This window comes from Microcystis aeruginosa NIES-2549 (assembly GCF_000981785.2).
Lineage (GTDB): Bacteria > Cyanobacteriota > Cyanobacteriia > Cyanobacteriales > Microcystaceae > Microcystis > Microcystis aeruginosa_C.
The window spans coordinates 4,213,006-4,231,384 of record NZ_CP011304.1 but is presented as its reverse complement, the minus strand read 5'-3'; the positions used below and the strand labels follow the sequence as shown (position 1 = coordinate 4,231,384).

Annotated in this window: 14 protein-coding genes and 1 tRNA gene; 4 read left to right on the top strand and 11 right to left on the bottom strand. The window is 43.1% G+C overall.

The features are described from left to right. Positions 1–9: 9 nt before the first annotated feature. The gene (locus myaer_RS20720) at positions 10–753 is read left to right on the top strand and encodes a Uma2 family endonuclease (protein ID WP_046663499.1); all 744 of its coding nucleotides are present in this window, start codon (positions 10–12) and stop codon (positions 751–753) included. A 57-nt stretch (positions 754–810) separates the two neighbouring features. On the opposite strand, the gene myaer_RS20715 is transcribed toward myaer_RS20720, so the two are convergent. The 6 genes from myaer_RS20715 to myaer_RS20690 all read right to left on the bottom strand — a co-directional run bounded on the left by myaer_RS20715 (position 811) and on the right by myaer_RS20690 (position 9,984). Then, positions 811–1,869 (bottom strand): D-alanine--D-alanine ligase family protein, encoded by a 1,059-nt coding sequence (locus myaer_RS20715; protein WP_002749933.1) that lies wholly within the window; start codon positions 1,867–1,869, stop codon positions 811–813. A gap of 232 nt (positions 1,870–2,101) precedes the next feature. Further along, entirely contained in the window at positions 2,102–3,103 is a 1,002-nt protein-coding gene (locus myaer_RS20710) for a hypothetical protein (RefSeq protein ID WP_046663498.1), read from the bottom strand. Between the two features lie 2 nt (positions 3,104–3,105). Then, positions 3,106–3,705, bottom strand: a complete 600-nt coding sequence (locus myaer_RS22595; protein WP_046663497.1) for a J domain-containing protein — start codon at positions 3,703–3,705, stop codon at positions 3,106–3,108. 570 nt (positions 3,706–4,275) lie between these two features. Next, positions 4,276–7,839: a methionine synthase gene (gene metH / locus myaer_RS20700; RefSeq protein ID WP_046663496.1), complete on the bottom strand. Its 3,564-nt coding sequence runs from the start codon at positions 7,837–7,839 to the stop codon at positions 4,276–4,278. Between the two features lie 138 nt (positions 7,840–7,977). Further along, positions 7,978–9,108 carry a SpoIID/LytB domain-containing protein gene (locus tag myaer_RS20695; RefSeq protein WP_046663495.1) on the bottom strand — a complete coding sequence of 377 codons (1,131 nt, stop codon included), beginning with the start codon at positions 9,106–9,108 and terminating at the stop codon, positions 7,978–7,980. A 243-nt stretch (positions 9,109–9,351) separates the two neighbouring features. Further along, complete coding sequence (locus tag myaer_RS20690) at positions 9,352–9,984, bottom strand: type I restriction endonuclease (protein WP_046663494.1); 633 nt, start codon at positions 9,982–9,984, stop codon at positions 9,352–9,354. Positions 9,985–10,451: 467 nt separating this feature from the next. Here myaer_RS20690 and myaer_RS20685 point away from each other — a divergent pair, with 467 nt between their 5' ends. Next, positions 10,452–11,561 carry an S-(hydroxymethyl)glutathione dehydrogenase/class III alcohol dehydrogenase gene (locus tag myaer_RS20685; RefSeq protein WP_046663493.1) on the top strand — a complete coding sequence of 370 codons (1,110 nt, stop codon included), beginning with the start codon at positions 10,452–10,454 and terminating at the stop codon, positions 11,559–11,561. 55 nt (positions 11,562–11,616) lie between these two features. Next, entirely contained in the window at positions 11,617–12,030 is a 414-nt protein-coding gene (locus myaer_RS20680) for a nuclear transport factor 2 family protein (RefSeq protein WP_046663492.1), read from the top strand. Here myaer_RS20680 and myaer_RS20675 read toward each other — a convergent pair. Beyond that, complete coding sequence (locus tag myaer_RS20675) at positions 12,027–12,464, bottom strand: hypothetical protein (protein ID WP_201262006.1); 438 nt, start codon at positions 12,462–12,464, stop codon at positions 12,027–12,029. The two genes, myaer_RS20680 and myaer_RS20675, sit on opposite strands and share 4 nt — an antisense overlap. A 419-nt stretch (positions 12,465–12,883) precedes the next feature. Between myaer_RS20675 and mrdA the strand changes: the two genes are divergently transcribed. Continuing rightward, positions 12,884–14,806, top strand: a complete 1,923-nt coding sequence (mrdA, locus tag myaer_RS20670) for a penicillin-binding protein 2 (protein WP_046663490.1) — start codon at positions 12,884–12,886, stop codon at positions 14,804–14,806. 203 nt (positions 14,807–15,009) lie between these two features. On the opposite strand, the gene myaer_RS20665 is transcribed toward mrdA, so the two are convergent. The 4 genes from myaer_RS20665 to myaer_RS20650 form a co-directional block, all read right to left on the bottom strand. Continuing rightward, positions 15,010–15,101 (bottom strand) — tRNA-Ser (locus myaer_RS20665). A 61-nt stretch (positions 15,102–15,162) separates the two neighbouring features. Beyond that, positions 15,163–15,882 (bottom strand): DevA family ABC transporter ATP-binding protein, encoded by a 720-nt coding sequence (locus myaer_RS20660; protein WP_046663489.1) that lies wholly within the window; start codon positions 15,880–15,882, stop codon positions 15,163–15,165. 18 nt (positions 15,883–15,900) lie between these two features. Then, positions 15,901–17,073 carry an ABC transporter permease DevC gene (gene devC / locus myaer_RS20655; protein WP_046663488.1) on the bottom strand — a complete coding sequence of 391 codons (1,173 nt, stop codon included), beginning with the start codon at positions 17,071–17,073 and terminating at the stop codon, positions 15,901–15,903. 7 nt (positions 17,074–17,080) lie between these two features. Continuing rightward, complete coding sequence (locus myaer_RS20650) at positions 17,081–18,364, bottom strand: ABC exporter membrane fusion protein (protein ID WP_046663487.1); 1,284 nt, start codon at positions 18,362–18,364, stop codon at positions 17,081–17,083. Positions 18,365–18,379: the final 15 nt, after the last annotated feature.

The window sequence follows — 18,379 nt, the reverse complement described above, 5'->3', positions numbered from 1 at the left end:
GGAAAAACTATGACAACTCTCGACATTTTACCGGAAGTTACCTGTCCCCCCACCGATTTATGGAGTGATGAACCACCTTTGGAAAGTGATCTACATCTACAACAAATTACAATTCTGATCGGTTGTTTAGAAAGGTTATGGCAAGAAAGAAGTAATTACTATGCTTCGGGCAATCTTACCATCTACTATAACGAAGAACAACTAAAAAAACGTGATTTTTGTGGTCCTGATTTTTTTGTCGTCTTAGATACGGAAAAACATCCGCGTAAAAGTTGGGTAGTCTGGGGAGAAGGGGGTAAATATCCCAATGTGATCGTGGAGATTCTTTCCGATTCTACGGCCAATATTGACCGCAATAAAAAGAAAAATCTCTATCAAAATACCTTTCGGACTCCTAACTATTTCTGGTTTGATCCTGAAAGTTTAGAACTGCAAGGATTTAGATTAATTGCTGGACAATATCAGGCTATTGCTGCTAATGAAAACGGCTATTTATGGAGTGAACAATTAGAACTATATTTAGGCATATTTGACCGTAAATTGCGTTATTTTACCGTCGATGGTCAATTGGTTCCCACTCCCCAAGAAGCTGAATTAGAGCAAAGACAAGCAAAGGAACAGATTTTTTTAGAAAAGGAACAGGAACGAAAGGCAAAAGAACAGGCTATTTTAGAAAAAGAACAAGCTATCTTGGAGAAGGAAAAATTAGCCCAAAAATTACGAGAATTGGGCATTGATCCCGAAACTATCTAATTGATAAATATCTCTAGGATAGGTAATTCCTATCCTAGAAATGGTGGTAATTTAACCTTATTTTTCCTGTCTTTCTAAGGCTAATTGTACCAACTTATCGACCAATTTATCAAACTCTAAACCGGTGGCTTTCCAGAGTTGGGGATACATACTAAAATTAGTAAACCCCGGCAGAGTATTAATTTCATTGAGGAACACTTCCCCAGTCTTTTCCACATAGAAAAAATCCACCCGCGACAATCCCGCAGCATCCACAGCTTTAAATGCTTCTACAGCCATTTCTCGCACTTGATTAGCAATTTTATCGGGAATATTAGCGGGAATCACCATACTCGATCGCCCGTCAGTATATTTAGTTTCATAGTCATAAAAATCACTATCAAAAGTAATTTCTCCCACCAAAGAAGCTTGGGGATTATCATTACCTAAAACCGCACATTCGATCTCCCTTGCGGTTACTCCTGCTTCAACAATAATCCGTCGATCATAACTAGCAGCACTATCTAAAGCAGCCTCTAATTCTTGCCGGTTGCGAGCTTTACTAATACCCACCGAAGAACCTAAATTAGCCGGTTTAATAAAACAAGGATAACCTATTTCCTCGGCGATTTGATCGCACAATTGCGGAAAAACACAGGCATTTGACCACACTTGCGAGCGGGTTATAGCCTTATACTTAACTTGGGGTAATCCAGCGGCTGCAAAAGCAGTTTTCATGGCAATTTTATCCATGCCTAGGCATGAACCCAGGACCCCACTACCCACAAAAGCAACCCGCATGAGAGTGAGTAATCCTTGTAAAGTGCCATCTTCTCCATTCGGTCCGTGGAGAATTGGAAACCAAACCTCAATTTCGCTCACTTCTGGGGGAAATTGCCAGATATTGACTTTTATATCACTCTCAATAGCTAGGGGTTGCCCAGAGGTTAAAATTTGTCTAGCAGTTGCTGCCGAATGCCAACAGCCATTTTTATCGATATAGAAGGGGATAACGGCGTATTTGTCAAGATTTTCGGGATAATTAAAAGCTTGCAGGATCGATCGAGCCGAATTGATAGATACCTCGTGTTCTCCCGATCGACCACCAAACAACAATCCTACCTTGATCTTATCCATATTATCCTCTCTAGACCCAGCTAGATCCTAAATTAGAGTTCAACTATCATATATACTATGGGCGGAGTTGACAATAGTTGCCAATGATTTAGATGCGGCTGTCCCTCGTGAGATAGGAGTTTTAACCCAAATTTTCAATAAATTAATTATCGCTCATGATGAGATGTGGTCGTTCTTTCCCTCAAAAAATGGATAATCACTTTGGAGCTATTCACCCCCCGAAATTGAATGATTATTTAGCTAATTTTTCCAGTTTTTTCTTAGTTTTCTGAAGTTTTAAGGCTAAATTACCATGATGTTCGGGATAGTAAACGTGCAAGAATTCGATAAAATCCTCGATGGTACAAGGTTGATGAAATCCCCCTAAGTTACCGTGGAATTCTTGGTGAATTTCTTCTTTAATAGTCACCAAATTCAGATCTAATGTCGCTAGATGGGGATATTTCTGGGCAGAGTAAAGATGATGGACAGCGAGATTAAATTTATTATTTCTATCCGGTTTTTGCCCTGTCACCTGACAAGTGTTTTTATCTCTAGTTTTAGCTCGTTTTTTAGCCTTTTCAATCTCGATTTTTTGTTTGGTATCGTCATCTAGATTTTCCTGAATTTCTTTAAAGGCAAGAGGAAACTCCATTGCAATCATTTTACACATTTCTTGGCGCGATTTATTCGTCAAAGTTTCACTCATGGATTTAGAAATCATCACTATTCCACTTTCAGAGAACCAAAACTCTCTTTTTTCATCTTCGTAAAAATCTACTCCTAATTCTAGAGGTTTATCAGTTCTTTGCTGAAGATGATTCACGGTTTTATTTAGCTTGGTTCCATTAGTTTTTAAAATTCGCCGCAAACTCTGTTTATGAATCATAGGCCGTCCTTTATAAACTTGAATTTCGCCGGAGTCAGTGAGTTCAGCAAAAATTAATTTTCGTGCTAAGGAGCGACGAATTTTTTGATCGTGCTTAGTAAAAAATTCTCTAAATCTGTATATAATTCCTCGCTTTTCATTCTTCTCGATATAGGAAGCAATTTTTAAAGCACCTTCAAAAGAAAACACTCTAACTTTATCTTTTTTGTTGACAAATTGATAATCGACACCTTCAACTAAATCCCAATCATCATTAGGATCAGCATCAAAAATATCAACAATTTTTTCTAGTTTTTCAAGAGTAATAGAAAACCATTGAGCTAATTCGGTATCCCGGATCAGGAAGGTATTTGCTTTCTGAGGCATGATTATTTTATCTCCGTGGTGATAGATTTATACATCACAGTCAAACGATCAAAGATGTGAGAGTTTCCTGTTTCTTGGTTATCGGGATGATAGATCTTAGAAAGACGATAATAGGCATTTTTAATGTCTTCCTTGCTGGCAGTATTTGGATCAAGATCGAAAACACGATAGGGACGAAAATATTTAAAAATATTGATACCGTTGATACAATCTTTCCCCTGTTCGTAATCTTCTTCGGGAAGAATACCGATATATTTCCTGTAGATAACCTCCCAACTTTCTCGCTGAGATAAATTGATATTATCAAAGGCTCTAGTAGCCATTTGAAACATACTCGATTTTTTTAGTTCTGTGGTATTGTTAACCTCAAAATAGGCATAAACTGCCTGTTTAAGTTGCGTTAGAGTTAAAGGTTTAACTTTTTTAACTGTAGTGGTCGCTGTAGTTTTTGATTTAGTTAACGATGGTTTGGGAGACTTTTTACGGTGGTTTTTGATGACAAAATCGGCAAAATCTTCGAGAATACGACTTTCGATCGAGTATTGCTCACAGATATGACTAATCTGCTCTAAAATGAGCGAGTTAAGAGGATTAGTGGTCATAATTTCCCTAAGAAGCTGCAAAAAATCTAGCCTTTCTTATCAAGATGAAGTGTAGGCTAATTTGGTATGAACGACCGACGACTGACTCCCGAAAACTTCCTATCCTAAATTAATACCACTGCTGTGGCCACTTTGTCAAGTGGTTAAATTTATTCTTAAGTAGCTCGTTATAATTAAATTAAAAATGGATTTTAGGTTCGATCCCCCCTGCTCCCCTTGATAAGGTAGGGTTGATTCATGAATCAACCCTACCCTTGATAAGGGTGGTGTCTGATAATTTTTAACGCCTACCTACTTAATTCTCCTGACTACTGACTACTAACTACTAACTACTGACTAGAAAATAGAGGCTGAAATAACGCAAATTCGTCAATCATACTAAATCCGTTGAGTATAGGCTACATATCAGGAGAGGCACTGACTGGAAAATAGAAGCTGAAATAACGCAAATTTATCAATCAGAATATTTTCATGTTTGGCGGTGTAACTTGTTGCATCGGGACTGACTCCTAAACAACCGCAATAATTGAAATGAAAACTCAAATCTGATCACTGATAACTGATCACCGATTAGGTACTAAAGTATTTAGCGGTGGGGTGATAGGTAATAATGGCGGTGGTGGATTGTTCTGGGTACAATTGTTCGCTTTCGTCCATATACATCCCAATGCGATCGCATCCTAACAGAGCTAATTGCTTGTATTGGTCCTGAATATTAGGACAAGCGGGATAGCCGAAACTATAGCGAGAACCCTGGTAACGCTGTTGTAGTATATCGCGGATATTATCGGGATCGAACTCTGCAAAACCTAACTCGCGACGGATGCGGGTGTGGGTCCATTCGGCCATGGCTTCGGCGGTTTGGACAGCCATGCCGTGATAATAGAGGTATTCCGTATATTCGTTGGCATCAAAGAGAGATTTAGCGTATTCCGTGGCGATTTCCCCCACCGTCACCGCTTGCATCGGGAAAACATCGATAATACCGGATTCCTGCGGGGCGAAAAAGTCAGCAATACAAAGACGACGACCGGATTTCTGGCGAGGAAACTCAAAAATGGCGATCGGTTGCAGATTTTCGGGTTTTTCGCCTGCTTGTATCGATTCGGGATCGTAAATTAACAGGGAATTACCGGACGACTGACAGGGAAAATAACCATAAATTAATGTGGGGTTTAGTAAATTTTCCTTGACAATTTTCTCTTTCCATGCTGTCAGAATTGGATGAACTTTTTCCTGTAAAAACTGGTCGTATTCTTGCTTAGATTGACTTTTGGGTTTGCGGAATTGCCATTGACCGACAAATAAAGCTTGTAGGTCCAAATACCAGAAAACCTCCTCGATGGGAATTTCTGCTGCTGTTAATATTTTAGTACCCCAGAAGGGCGGTGTTGGTCGGGGAATATCAACTTCCACCGCTTCCGAGCGACGGGTATCAATAACTAATTCTTTGTCTAGGGTTCCATCGGTAAAAATAGTATCGGGATTAACCTCTAATTCTTCTGCGACAACCGGGGTTTTTTCTGCCTCGGCAAACTCCGCTAAAAAGCCTTTACTATCATCCCATTGACCCCCAGCTTTAGCGGGCATTAATTTATCCATAAAATGCAGGTCAGAGAAGGCATCTTTTCCATAGATAACCTGTCCCTTGTAGGTTTTTTGGCAGTCATCATGGACAAATTTGGGAGTTAAAGCTGCCCCGCCAAGGATCACAGGAACAGTGATTCCTTTTTCATTAAAAACCTCTAGATTTTCCTTCATAAAAGCCGTCGATTTCACCAATAAACCGCTCATGGCGATACAATCGGCTTTATGTTCTTTGTAGGCTTCGATGATATTTTCCACCGGTTGTTTAATGCCCAAGTTAATCACCCTATAGCCGTTATTGGTCAAGATAATATCAACTAGATTTTTACCAATATCGTGAACATCCCCTTTAACCGTTGCGATAATAAAAGTCCCTTTGGCATTATTATCCCCCTCTTTTTTCTCCATAAAGGGTTCTAAAAAGGCAACGGCCGCTTTCATAGTTTGGGCAGATTGGAGAACAAAAGGTAACTGCATTTGCCCCGAACCAAATAATTCACCCACTACCTTCATCCCATCCAGGAGGAAAATATTAATAATATCTAGGGGTGGATAGTCCTGTAAAGCTTGCTTTAAAGCCTCTTCCAGTCCCAATCTTTCCCCATCAATAATATGCTGTTTTAAGCGTTCCTCCACGGGTAAATTAGCATTACTAGAGGGGTCTTTTTTAGTAGTTTTCCCCGCAAATAATTCGGTTAATTTGGTCAGGGGATCATAAACACATATATCGCCATCAAAACGACGATTATCATAGATTAAATCCCGACAAACTTGCTGATATTCTGGTTCAATTTTTGCCAGAGGAAGAATCTTATTAGCGCTGACGATTGCGCCATCCATACCCACCTGCATCGCTTCGTGGAGGAAGACAGAATTTAATACCTGACGCGCTGCCGGATTCAACCCAAAAGAGATATTAGACACACCTAAAAGAATATGACATTCGGGCAGTTCTTGGCGAATTCGACGCATTGCTTCGATAGTAGCCTTGCCATTTTCTCGGTCTTCTTCGATACCGGTAGAAATCGGTAAAGCTAGAGGATCAAAAAAGATTTCGTAGGGATTAATTCCGTATTCTATCGCTGCATAATAGGCCCGTTTAGCTATCTGGAATTTTTTCTCGGCCGTGCGGCCCATTCCTTCTTCATCAATGGTTCCAATTACTACCCCCGCGCCGTATTTTTTCGCTAAATCCAAGACTTGATAAAAACGCGATTCCCCGTCTTCGTAGTTAGTAGAGTTGAGGATACATTTACCCCCCGCTACTTTTAACCCCGCTTCCATTTTTTCCCATTCGGTGGAATCTAACATTAAAGGTAGGGTGACATTATTAACTAAACGAGAGGCTAATTGGTGCATATCGCGCACCCCATCCCGGCCCACATAATCGACGTTGACATCGAGAATATGCGCTCCTTCTTTTACCTGAGCTTTCGCCATCGATACTAAACTATCCCAGTCTTCAACATTGAGCAGTTCCCGACATTTTTTAGAACCACTGGCGTTTAATTTTTCCCCGACAATCAGGAAAGAATTATCTTGAATATAGGGTTGGGTACTATAAATAGAAGCGGCGGAGGGTTCATAATGATAATGACGAGATTTCGGAGTTAAACCCTGACTTAGTTCCGCTAAAGCTTGAATATGGTCGGGACGAGTACCACAACAACCGCCGATAATTTGTACTCCCAAATCTTCGATAAAGTGCATTAAAGCCATTTTTAATTCTACGGGAGTGAGGCGATAGTGCGCTTGACCGCCGACATTTTCTGGTAAACCAGCGTTAGGAATACAAGAAACAATAAAAGGGGAATTTTCCGAGAGATATTTAATATGGGGTTTCATTAAATCTGGACCAGTGGCGCAGTTAAGTCCCAAAATATCGATTTTATAGGGTTGTAAAATAGAGACAACGGCGTTAATTTCCGTTCCTACTAACATCGTTCCCATGGTTTCCATCGTCACCGAAACCATCAGGGGCAATCGTTGACCTTTTTTCTGAAATACTTCTTCAATAGCATTTAAAGCCGCTTTAATTTGCAGGACATCCTGACAGGTTTCTACTAATAATAAATCTGCCCCGCCATCGTACAGGCCCTCTACCTGTTCCACATAGGCATTTTTGAGGGTATCAAAGTCAATATGACCCAAAGTGGGCAGTTTTGTCCCCGGCCCCATGGAACCCGCCACAAAACGGGGTTTTTCGGGGGTAGAGTATTTATTAGCGCAAGCCTTGGCCAGTTCGGCGGCGGTTTTGTTGAGATAATAGGCTTGGTCGGCTAAATCGTACTCGGCTAAAACTATCGAGGTTCCCCCAAAGGTGTCGGTTTCAATCACATCCGCACCCACGGCTAAAAAGGCTTCGTGGACTTTCGCTACGGCGCTAGGTTTAGTATGGACAAGATACTCGTTACAACCTTCGTATTCTGCCCCACCAAAGTCCTCGGCCGTCAGATTTTGGCTTTGTAGGGAAGTTCCCATCGCCCCATCAAAGACGAGGACGGGATGCTTTGGACCGTTGAGGTAGTCAAGAAAGGGGCTATTCATAGAGAGATTTACTGCTATAGCATTTTGAAAGTTTATTGTAATACAGTTACTAGAAATCTGCTATGGTCGGCATTTCAGTTATCAGTGATCAGTTATCAGTTATCAGATTTGAGTTTTCAGTCGAGAAAGCCTATCAATCTAATTTTGTAGAACTAGACGGGCTAAACCAACTCCGGGATAATAATTACCGAGAATTTGTTGATAATCTAGGCCTTTTTCCGCTAATTTATAAGCCCCAGTTTGACTCATACCGCGACCACCGTGGGCCCAAGCGACAATTTCATCGGTGGCAGCATAAAGAGACTCGACCACACCCCCTTTATAGCTGAGAATCTGCCCAGCAGTGGCATTAACCGCCTGGTGAGTCGATTGATACTCCGAGCGAATGCCTTTATATACCTGCCAGCGCTGGGTATTGCCCAGATGAAACCAAGCATTAGCGGGGCGGATTATATGTACTAGGGCATAGGAACGGGCGGCGATCGCCTGTGCCTTTAAAGCGTGCATTGGCGCAGTGGAGTGCATTTCACTACCCACTACACTATAGAGATAGGCCTCTAAATTAACATGATTGACCACTAACAAGCGATCGCCTTGAGCAACCAGCAGCACTTTGCCCCGATACCAACTATCATCCACATAAACTAAACCATCGGCACTGGTGGGCTGCACAAAAATCACCTCTGGCAGCGATAAATCGCCCATTTTTAAGCCCTTGGCATCTGGAATGACCGGTAAACCCTCGTTAGTGGCAATCGTTTTTAAACCACGACCTTGGCGATCGGTGATCACCGCAGGTCCGTTAACTCCAATCAAAACACTGGCCACATCCCTTTTGATCGCCACGCGAATTTCTAGGACCGGCGGCGTATAATTAGCGGGAACCAATAAGGGTTGTCTAGTTACCGGTTTAACCGCGGCAGCGGGGGCAGTATTAGGGGAAGTATTAGGGGAAGTTTGAACCGATGGTGCTAATTTTTTCGGTGCCAAGGGGGAAGATTGGGGAGAGGGGGATAGTTTCGGTGATGGCGCGGTTAAGGGGGCGATCGGAGATGGGATAATAGGAGCAGGGGAGGCAGCAGTCTCTAGATTTGCCTGCGGTTGCGGGGTTTCTGGTTTTTCCTTGGCTAAATAAGTTAGGAGAATTGGCGTAAAAGTAGCGATCGACAACAAAGGAACGGCACAATGGCGCAGCAGGGAAAAATAGGTACTAGCAGCAAATTTCACTTTAATCACACCATCTTTAATTTTCTTATCTAACTTTATCATTCCCCTCTCAGGCCGGGCAATTCTAGACAAAAACTCTTGTATTTTTGAGCTTGTCAGGATAAATCAGGCTGAAATAATCAAGAAAAGCCGAAAAAATTCTTAACCACCCATCCTTAGATTAGCTGAATCTCCTCTAATCCAGGCTCTTCTAGGTTCTGTGTGATCTCGCGTAGCGAGCGCGTTGCGACCAGCTTAACTTACCATAGAAGCGATCGATCTTTGTGTCCTTTGTGTCTCTGTGGTTCATTCCACCCCCTCGCTAGACTGACAGAGATGTTTCAGGATTTTGAGAACTTCATATAAATCCCCCGGATTTCTCATGGCAAATAAACGAGAGGTTCCGTATAAAGGTTTACCGTCCCATAATAATTTAACAAATAAAAACTCGGAACCATTGGTCAACATTCCATAATTAGGACGGTTTGGATGAGGATTGACTATTAAATAAGCTAATAATTGCGGTAAACCTACTTCAACGGAATAAATAACCCGTTTTGATTCAATAATCATTACCCATAATTGCTCTTTTAGAATTAAAGTATCTAACCTTCCTTTAATTATTAAATCTTGCTCTTCTGTAATGATTTCAACAGACTCTTCCGCTTTAATCTGAAAGGGAAATAGATAAAAGTTACCAATAAATAATAATAAATCTAAAACCGTCATCCTCACCGAAGTTTCTAAAAAGGGAGGATAATTTAATAAGTTAAAATAACCTGTTTTGATTTTATCTAACAATTCTTTTTCCTGTTCAGAGATTGCTTTTAGGTCTTGCTGCCATTCCCCAAAAAAATGCTCATCTTCTACAAACTCTAGTTGAAAATGATTAATTAAATCTCTGAGAGTGACTTCTTTTGCTTGTAAAATTTGAACCATATTTACCTCTTTAATTAACACTTACGTTAATGGTAATTTGCTATTTTTAATTTAACCAAGCAAAATATCGGTTACTGATAGTATTAACTGCTCTAAATCATACTAAATCCGTTGAGTATGGGCTACATATCAGGACAGGCAAAAAGCAAAAGGAGCAATAGATAATCAGTCTTTAATAACCAGATTTAGTATGATATGTATAGCAGAGAACGAGTTGGTTAGGACAACCTAAATCGCTAAAATTCAGTTCTAGGAAGGATTTTCCTGCTGCTCTCTGCTGTAGCCATGATTTCCCGCTCTCAGACTAGGCAATTCTAGACAAAAACTCTCGTACTTTTGAGCTTTTCAGGACAAATCAGGGTGAGATAGTAAAGAAAAGCCGAAATAATCATGATAATTGTTATTTATTAGCTATAATAACCTAGTTTAATGGTATTCTACCAGAAAAAACCTATTCCTTTTAGCCTATGGATGTTCGAGCGGCAGTTGCCCTAGAAGCGGGAAAACCCCTAACTATTGAAACGGTACAATTAGCAGCACCGCAAGCAGGGGAAGTGTTAGTAGAAATCAAAGCCACGGGAGTTTGTCACACCGATGCCTATACTCTCTCCGGGTCCGATCCCGAAGGTTTATTTCCCTCAATTTTAGGCCATGAAGGGGCAGGAATCGTGGTAGAAGTGGGAAAGGGTGTGACTAGCCTGAAAGTAGGCGATCATGTGATTCCCCTATACATTCCCGAATGTCGTCAGTGCGAATACTGTCTCAGCTTTAAAACCAATCTCTGTCAAGCGATTCGTCTTACCCAAGGTCGGGGAGTAATGCCAGATGGAACCAGTCGTTTTTCCCTCGATGGTCAGCCTCTTTATCACTACATGGGAACCTCGACCTTTTCTAACTATACCGTGCTGCCGGAGATTTCCCTAGCTAAGATTCGCCCCGATGCTCCCTTTGAAAAAGTCTGTTATATCGGCTGCGGAGTCACTACAGGTATCGGTGCGGTGATTAATACCGCTAAAGTGGAACCGGGGGCAAAAGTGGTGGTTTTTGGTCTGGGAGGTATCGGTTTAAACGTTATTCAAGGGGCCCGCTTGGTGGGGGCCGATATGATTGTCGGGGTCGATATCAATCCCCAGAAACAAGCTTTAGCGACCAAATTCGGGATGACTCATTTTGTTAATCCCCAAGAAATCGAGGGGGATTTAGTGGCCTATCTGGTGGATTTAACTAAAGGTGGGGCCGATTATAGTTTTGAGTGTATCGGCAATGTCCAGATTATGCGTCAAGCTTTGGAATGTTGCCATAAAGGTTGGGGTGTTGCCACTATTATCGGTGTAGCCGGGGCCGGCCAAGAAATTAGTACCCGTCCTTTTCAATTAGTCACCGGACGGGTCTGGAAAGGTACGGCTTTTGGTGGGGCGAGAGGCCGTACAGATGTACCTAAAATAGTCGATTGGTACATGGAGGGCAAGATTAACATCGATGATTTAATCACCCATGTTTTGCCTCTGGCAAGAATTAACGAGGCCTTTGACCTGATGCGACAAGGAGATTCTATCCGCAGTGTGATTACATTTTGAGCAGGGATAATGTTACATTGGGTTAAGAAATACTTGACAAAAGACTCTTAACTATATGTCTGCGCCAGTTTCCTGTCCCCAAATCTCGATCGCTGGTATCACGGAACCAATTATCTACCGCTATTTTCAAAGGCTAAACGCGGGCGAATTTGCCGAAACTGCCAGATTATTCGCCGAAGATGGCATTTTAATCGCACCTTTCGAGGAGGGAGTGCGCGGCCGACAGGCGATCGCTAATTATCTCCGTGAAGAAGCGCCAGGATTAACCGCTTTTCCCAGTCAGGGAAGCTTAGAAACCCTAGATGATCAATCCACCCGGATTACCATCACCGGCCAAGTACAAACCCCTTTGTTTAAAGTCAATGTGCGCTGGCAATTTCAACTAACTAATTCGGGAGAAATTGCCGCTGTGGAGGTAAAACTCTTGGCTTCTCCCCGAGAATTAATCAATTTGCGCCAATTTGCCTAGGGAACGTACACGGGTTGATTCAAGGAGCGCATTAAAGCTTTTCTGCCCAATTCTAGATCTTTTTCCCCGGGGAGCCAATCGGGATGGGCAGCCATGAGGAGACTTTCCATGGTTTCGCGATCGAATAAATGCCAGACTAGAGCGCTGTCCACCCTTGCTTCGATCGCATAACAATTACTGCTCACACAATGAATCTTGCAGCTGCCGACGATTCTTGTTAATTTTAGGCTTTCTCCGGGCTGTAGTGATCGAAACTGACCGATAACTGTTCTTAATTCCTCTATGCTAGAAACTATCAAACCGGGGATAATCACCGGCAGCTGTGGATCTCCATTCACCCATAACCAGTAATGACGGGAAGGATCGATTCCTTCTAACCAATTGGCTGCATCGAGAGAGTAGCGGGGGGAAAGGACAAAAGCTTCTAACATCATGTCGGCAGTAGATAACAGGAGAGGGACTACAGAACTTTTAATCGGAACTATTAGCAATTCCTATCAAAGCTCTCTGACAGATTCTTGCTGAGTATTTTTGAAAAATCAAGGCAAGTTAACAAAAGTTAAAATTTATCGGAGCATTTACTGCTATTTTGTTAAGATATGTTACTGATTCCCTTAACTTTAGTAAACAGAGGAGCTAAATCACCTAGTATTGCGTCCTTTTCAGTAACCAGTGATCAGTAACCAGTGATCAGTGAAAAGACATCAGGCAAGTGCTATTTAAAACTACTCACTTAATACTTCTTACTTAAAACTCAAATCTCATAACTGATGATTGATGACTGATAACTGATAACTGATAACTGATAACTGATAACTGCCCTAATAACTTTTAAATTTTTAACTTTAAGCAAATGCGTAATAGCGGACTCCTCTCAAAAACCAAAGTCAAACTGAAACGGAAAAAAACGCTCACCGCGCCGACGCGGCCAGCGCCGAATAAATTACAGAATAAAATCAAAGATAAGGAGCGTCTAGTCGGTCGTCAGCGTCAGTCATGGCTAATTATGGGATTAATTAGCATTGTCCTGCTAGGAGGAGTCGGCTCACGATTGGCCTATTTACAACTGCAGCAAGGACAAATTAACCGAGAAAGGGCAGAAAATAACCGGATTCGCATTATTCCCAAACCCCCAGTCCGGGGCAACTTATTCGATCGCAATGGCAAAGTTTTGGCTACGGCCCGCTTAACCCATGCGGCCTATATTTGGCCAAAATCCCAGCGTAATCCCGCCCAAAAACTCAATCTTGACCGTTTAGCCAGTATTTTAGCAATTCCCAGAAGCGATCTAGAAAAACGCATTAACGAAGCGGACGAAAACCCCTCCACCCTGATCCGGATCGCTAGGGGTTTAACTCCCTCCCAAATTATCGCCCTAGAGGAATACAAAGACGAATTAACCGGCATTGAAGTGGACGTGGAATCAGTGCGCTACTATCCCAATGGTAAAATCGGGGCGCATATTCTCGGTTATACTGGGGAACTAACCCCGGAGGAATATCAAGCCAAAAGACGACAGGGCTACCGATTGGGAGATGTCGTCGGTAAAATGGGTGTAGAAGCCGCCTACGAGTCAAAATTGCGGGGAGAATGGGGGGGAATGCAGTTAGAGGTCAACGGATCGGGACAGGTAATCCAAATTCTCGGACAAAAAATTGCTAAACCCGGGCAAGATGTCACCCTGACACTAGATTTAAAACTCCAAAAAGCCGCCGAGGCCGCTTTAGGAAAACGCAAAGGTGCGATCGTGGCGATCGATCCCCGGGATGGTTCCGTGCGGGCCATGGTCAGTTATCCTAGTTTTGATCCCAATGTTTTCTCGGCCCCAATTACCACCGCCACTTGGAAAAAACTACAAGCGGAGGGCAACCCGTTTGTTAACCGCGCTCTGCAAGGATTCCCCCCCGCTTCCACCTTTAAAGTCGTCACTGCCACTGCCGGCATGGAATCGGGTAAATTTCCCCCCAATACGGTCTTAAATACCTTTGCCGCCCTTTATGTGGGGGGGACAGCTTTCGGGGAATGGAATCGCGCCGGTTTTGGTCCGATGGGTTTTGTCCGGGCCATGGCCATGAGTAGTAACACTTTTCACGGTCAAATTGGTCGCGGAGTGGGGGGGCCGGCTTTAATTGCCATGGCTCGGCGCTACGGTTTCGGTCAGAAAACCGGGATAGAATTAGCGGAAGAAACCCCGGGGTTAATTGCCGATCGCGATTGGAAACTGCGTAATTTTAAAAACTGGGATTGGTCCGTGGGGGATACGATTAATATGTCGATCGGTCAAGGATTTACCCTAGCGACTCCCCTACAGGTAGCCGTGATGTTTGCCGTCCCCGCTAACGGCGGTTTTTTGGTGAAACCGCACCTTTTACAGGATGCCCGGGATGTTAAGGAATGGCGCAAGTCTTTGAACATGAAACCTAGCACCCTAGACACCCTGAGAAAGTCCCTGAGAGCCGTGGTAGCGGAAGGAACGGGTCGGGCCCTATCAGACCCCGCTTTACCGCCTGTGGCGGGCAAAAGCGGCACAGCAGAAGCACCTCCAGGCAAGTCCCACGCTTGGTTTGGAGCTTTCGCCCCCTTCGACGTAGCTCAGGGTAAACCCTTCGACGTAGCTCAGGGTAAACCCTTCGACAAGCCCGAAATTGTCGTGGTCGCCTTTGCGGAACATTCCGGCGGTGGTGGCGGTAAAGTGGCCGCACCTATGGTACGTCAGGTAATGGAGGCTTATTTTAATGTGAAGCCGAAAGAAGAAAAACCCCAGCCGAAGCCTTAGAGACCTGTGGCGGTACGCTGGACACAGCGCACGGCAATTACCGTGGCCGTTGCCATTTTTTCCGCCCAAATTGCCAATATTTCACCCTCTACCGGTTTGAGAATCTCCATTCCGTCGGGGCAAGTGAGGGGGTCAATACCGCCGGACTATATACGGAGCAGAAATAATCATGGCGAGCAGTTATCGAACCTAACGAAAGAATACGGAGAGGGAGGGATTCGAACCCTCGGTACGGTCTTACGATTCGTACAACAGATTAGCAATCTGCCGCATTCGACCACTCTGCCACCTCTCCACGATGACATTATCTTAGTCTAACATGAAAGGCCGATTTTTGGCAAGTAATTTTTGGGCGGTTAATCGCCTAAACGACCATCCTCCATGTTGACAATGCGATCAGCGATGTCGAGAATCCGGTTATCGTGGGTGACGAGTAAAATCGTGCAACCTTGTTCTTTTGCCAATTTCTGCATGATTTCCACCACATCGCGCCCGGATTGTTTATCTAAGGCCGCGGTCGGTTCATCGGCGAGGACTAATTTGGGATGACTGACGAGGGCGCGAGCGATCGCAACCCGTTGTTTTTGTCCCCCCGATAGATCGTGGGGATAATAATCAACGCGGTCCCCTAAACCCACCGATTCCAAAATTGCCGTGGCTTTTTGATCGAGATCTTGTTCTAAAAACTCCTCGTGCAGTTCCAAAGACATCCTAACGTTTTGTTTCGCTGTCAGGAATTTTAGTAAATTATGTGCTTGAAAAATATAGCCAATTTGTCGGCGAATTTTCAGCATTTTGCCCTTACTAATTCCTAACATTTCTTGGCCGAGAATTTTTAAACTGCCCGCTTGTGCCGATCGCAAACCTCCCATTAAACTCAATAAAGTAGTTTTCCCCGATCCCGAAGGACCAGTCATAATCACTACTTCCCCCGCTTTAATTTCCAGATCGATATCGTATAAAACCTGTTTTTTTAATTCCCCCGTGCCAAAATAGTGATTTAAGCCTTTAATAGCAATTACGGGTTCATTAGGGCTAAAATCGACTAATTCTCGCTCTTTTTGAAAAATCGGCATTATTTCACCCTTGATAGTTTAAAAAATATCGGCTGGATCTGCTGTCCTTAATTTCCCCATGGCGACAATTCCAGAGGCAATACACATAATAACTGTTAGGATTAAAACTTCGATCGCCCTAGCGGTAGTCATCACTATCGGTAAAAGTGTAGCGGAGGAAGCGAGATTATAAACACCGAGAGAGACGATAAAGCCGGGTATATACCCCAAAACCGCTAGTAATAAGGCCTCTTGCATCAAAACCCCGACTAAATACCAATCACCGTAACCCATAGCTTTTAGGGTAGCGTATTCGGGTAAGTGATCGGTGACATCGGAATAGAGAATCTGATAGACAATGACGATACCGACGATAAAACCGACTACTGTACCTAAACCAAAGATAAAACCAATGGCTGTACCATTTGCCCAATAGGTTTTTTCCCTTTCAGCAAATTCTTTTAAAGTAAGGACAATTACTTCATTTTTAGGAAAAAGTGCCTGTAAATTGACCTTAACTGCTTCGATATTTGCCCCCGCTTGCAGTTTCACCAGTCCTATATCGATTTCGTGGGGTTGACGTTCGGGAAAGAGCCTTAAAAAGGTAGAATCACTGCTAATGACGTTACTATCGGCAGCAAAGGAGGCACCAAGGGTAAAAATTCCCGCTACCTGTACCTCTTTTTTATTTAACTGAACTGTCAAATCGGGGTTTTTCTGGAGTAAATCGGCAATTGGACCGAATTCTGGTCTTCCTGCTTGATCGTACAAGACGCGATTTAACATCTTTAGATCACTAGATTTTTGATTGACTTCCGGGAGGGTAAAAACCCGTTGACTGGGATCAAAACCAAAGACTAAAGTAGTTCTTTCTAGGGCAGTTTCGGGATTGCGCCACTGGGCCGAAGCAATATAAACTGAGGCTAAAGATTGAATGCCCTCGACTCTTTGAGCTTGGTACAAGCGATCGCGTGAGAAACTTTTCACAGCAAAGAGGGTGTCGAATTGGGGGTTAATCAGGACTAAATCCGCATCGAGGACATAATGGGGTTTAACGGAAGCATCAAATAAGGCATCCCGAAACCCCAACTGTGTGAAAATTAAGAAGTCAGCAAAGGCAATCCCGGCAATAGCCACGATCAAACGGGTTTTCTCTCGCGTCACCTGTAACCAAGATAGGGGCGTTTTTTTGAATAGATGGGTTAGTTTCATGGAAAACCTACTCATTGATAGTTACAGTTACTTGGGAATTGGTTAAACCTGCCACTTTTTCACTGTTTTTGCGATCTAAGGCAATGCGGACAGAGATAACTTTGCGATCAAAGTTTTCTCCCGGTTGATTGCTGAAGATATTTTGTTGGTCAACTTTTAAAGCAATTAAGCGCACTTTTCCGCTAACTTCGCCCTTAAACGCCGATCCGGTAATCGTGGCAGTTTGTCCAGAGCGAATTTTCCCGATATCGCTTTGATAGATTTCGGCAATTACTTCCATGCGCTCGGTTTCAGCAAGGTCAACAATTCCTTGATCGCTGATTTGTTCCCCGATACGGGTATTGACTTTAATCACTTTGCCGGTAATTGGCGATCGAATATAGGCCTGATTTAACTCGGTTTGGGCTTTTTTAACGGCAACTAGGGCAGCATTTACCTCCGCTTGGGCTGCCTGCACATCGACTCCCCGCACTTCCGAGACTTGATTTAAAGTGGATCTGGCCTCTTTGAGCTGCTGTTGACCGGTGGATTCAATCCGGACTAGGGTAGTCTTGGCTTCTTGTATCTCTTGTTTACCGGTGCTTTCAATTCTCTCTAGGGTAACTTTTGCTTCTGTGAGTTGTTGATTACTGGTTTCTAAATTTAGTCTTTTACTATCAAAACTAGAGGCGGAAATTGCCCCTTCTTGATAGAGTTTTTCGTAGCGATCGAATTCAGCTTTGGCATTGCGATATTCTGCTTCTAATTTGCCAATTGTCGCTTTTTGGGCGGCTATATCCCCTTCTAATTGCGCTGTTAATCTTTGGATAGTTGTCCGTTGGTTTGCTTGATCCCCTACCCATTGTGCCTCGATTTTTCGCACGTTAGCGGCATTAGCATCGATTTCGCCGACTTTTGCCCCAGCTTTCACCTGTTCTAGTTTGGCTGCGGCTACTTTCACCTGTTCTTGTGCCTGTCGCAGGTTATCCTCTAATCTTTCCTGACTTTCGAGAATGGCGATTATTTGTCCCGTTTTGACGCTATCTCCTTCATCGACTAATAATTGCATGACTCGATCGGAATCAAGCAACATCGGGGCAGATATGCTGATAATTTCTGTCCTCGGTTCAATTCTGCCTAAAGCGGTGATTTTTTGCGGTACGGGTGACGCAATTACAGGGGTTTTGGTTTCGGGTTTGCTGGCGAATTGGGAAAGACTATAAAAGGTGGTTATTCCTAATAATCCTGTGCCTAATACTATTAACCCGATCATTAACTTTTGATTTGGTTTCACAAAAGTTTTACCTTTCATATTTTTTTAGTTAAT

Bases quoted from the DNA above. Each gene is read 5' to 3' on its own strand.
- devC (WP_046663488.1), bottom strand. From the start codon at position 17,073: ATGAAACTAACCCATCTATTCAAAAAAACGCCCCTATCTTGGTTACAG.
- myaer_RS20715 (WP_002749933.1), bottom strand. From the start codon at position 1,869: ATGGATAAGATCAAGGTAGGATTGTTGTTTGGTGGTCGATCGGGAGAA.
- mrdA (WP_046663490.1), top strand. From the start codon at position 12,884: ATGCGTAATAGCGGACTCCTCTCAAAAACCAAAGTCAAACTGAAACGG.
- myaer_RS20720 (WP_046663499.1), top strand. From the start codon at position 10: ATGACAACTCTCGACATTTTACCGGAAGTTACCTGTCCCCCCACCGAT.
- myaer_RS20675 (WP_201262006.1), bottom strand. From the start codon at position 12,464: ATGATGTTAGAAGCTTTTGTCCTTTCCCCCCGCTACTCTCTCGATGCA.
- myaer_RS20685 (WP_046663493.1), top strand. From the start codon at position 10,452: ATGGATGTTCGAGCGGCAGTTGCCCTAGAAGCGGGAAAACCCCTAACT.
- myaer_RS20660 (WP_046663489.1), bottom strand. From the start codon at position 15,882: ATGCCGATTTTTCAAAAAGAGCGAGAATTAGTCGATTTTAGCCCTAAT.
- myaer_RS20695 (WP_046663495.1), bottom strand. From the start codon at position 9,108: ATGATAAAGTTAGATAAGAAAATTAAAGATGGTGTGATTAAAGTGAAA.
- myaer_RS20680 (WP_046663492.1), top strand. From the start codon at position 11,617: ATGTCTGCGCCAGTTTCCTGTCCCCAAATCTCGATCGCTGGTATCACG.
- myaer_RS20710 (WP_046663498.1), bottom strand. From the start codon at position 3,103: ATGCCTCAGAAAGCAAATACCTTCCTGATCCGGGATACCGAATTAGCT.
- myaer_RS22595 (WP_046663497.1), bottom strand. From the start codon at position 3,705: ATGACCACTAATCCTCTTAACTCGCTCATTTTAGAGCAGATTAGTCAT.
- myaer_RS20650 (WP_046663487.1), bottom strand. From the start codon at position 18,364: ATGAAAGGTAAAACTTTTGTGAAACCAAATCAAAAGTTAATGATCGGG.
- myaer_RS20690 (WP_046663494.1), bottom strand. From the start codon at position 9,984: ATGGTTCAAATTTTACAAGCAAAAGAAGTCACTCTCAGAGATTTAATT.
- metH (WP_046663496.1), bottom strand. From the start codon at position 7,839: ATGAATAGCCCCTTTCTTGACTACCTCAACGGTCCAAAGCATCCCGTC.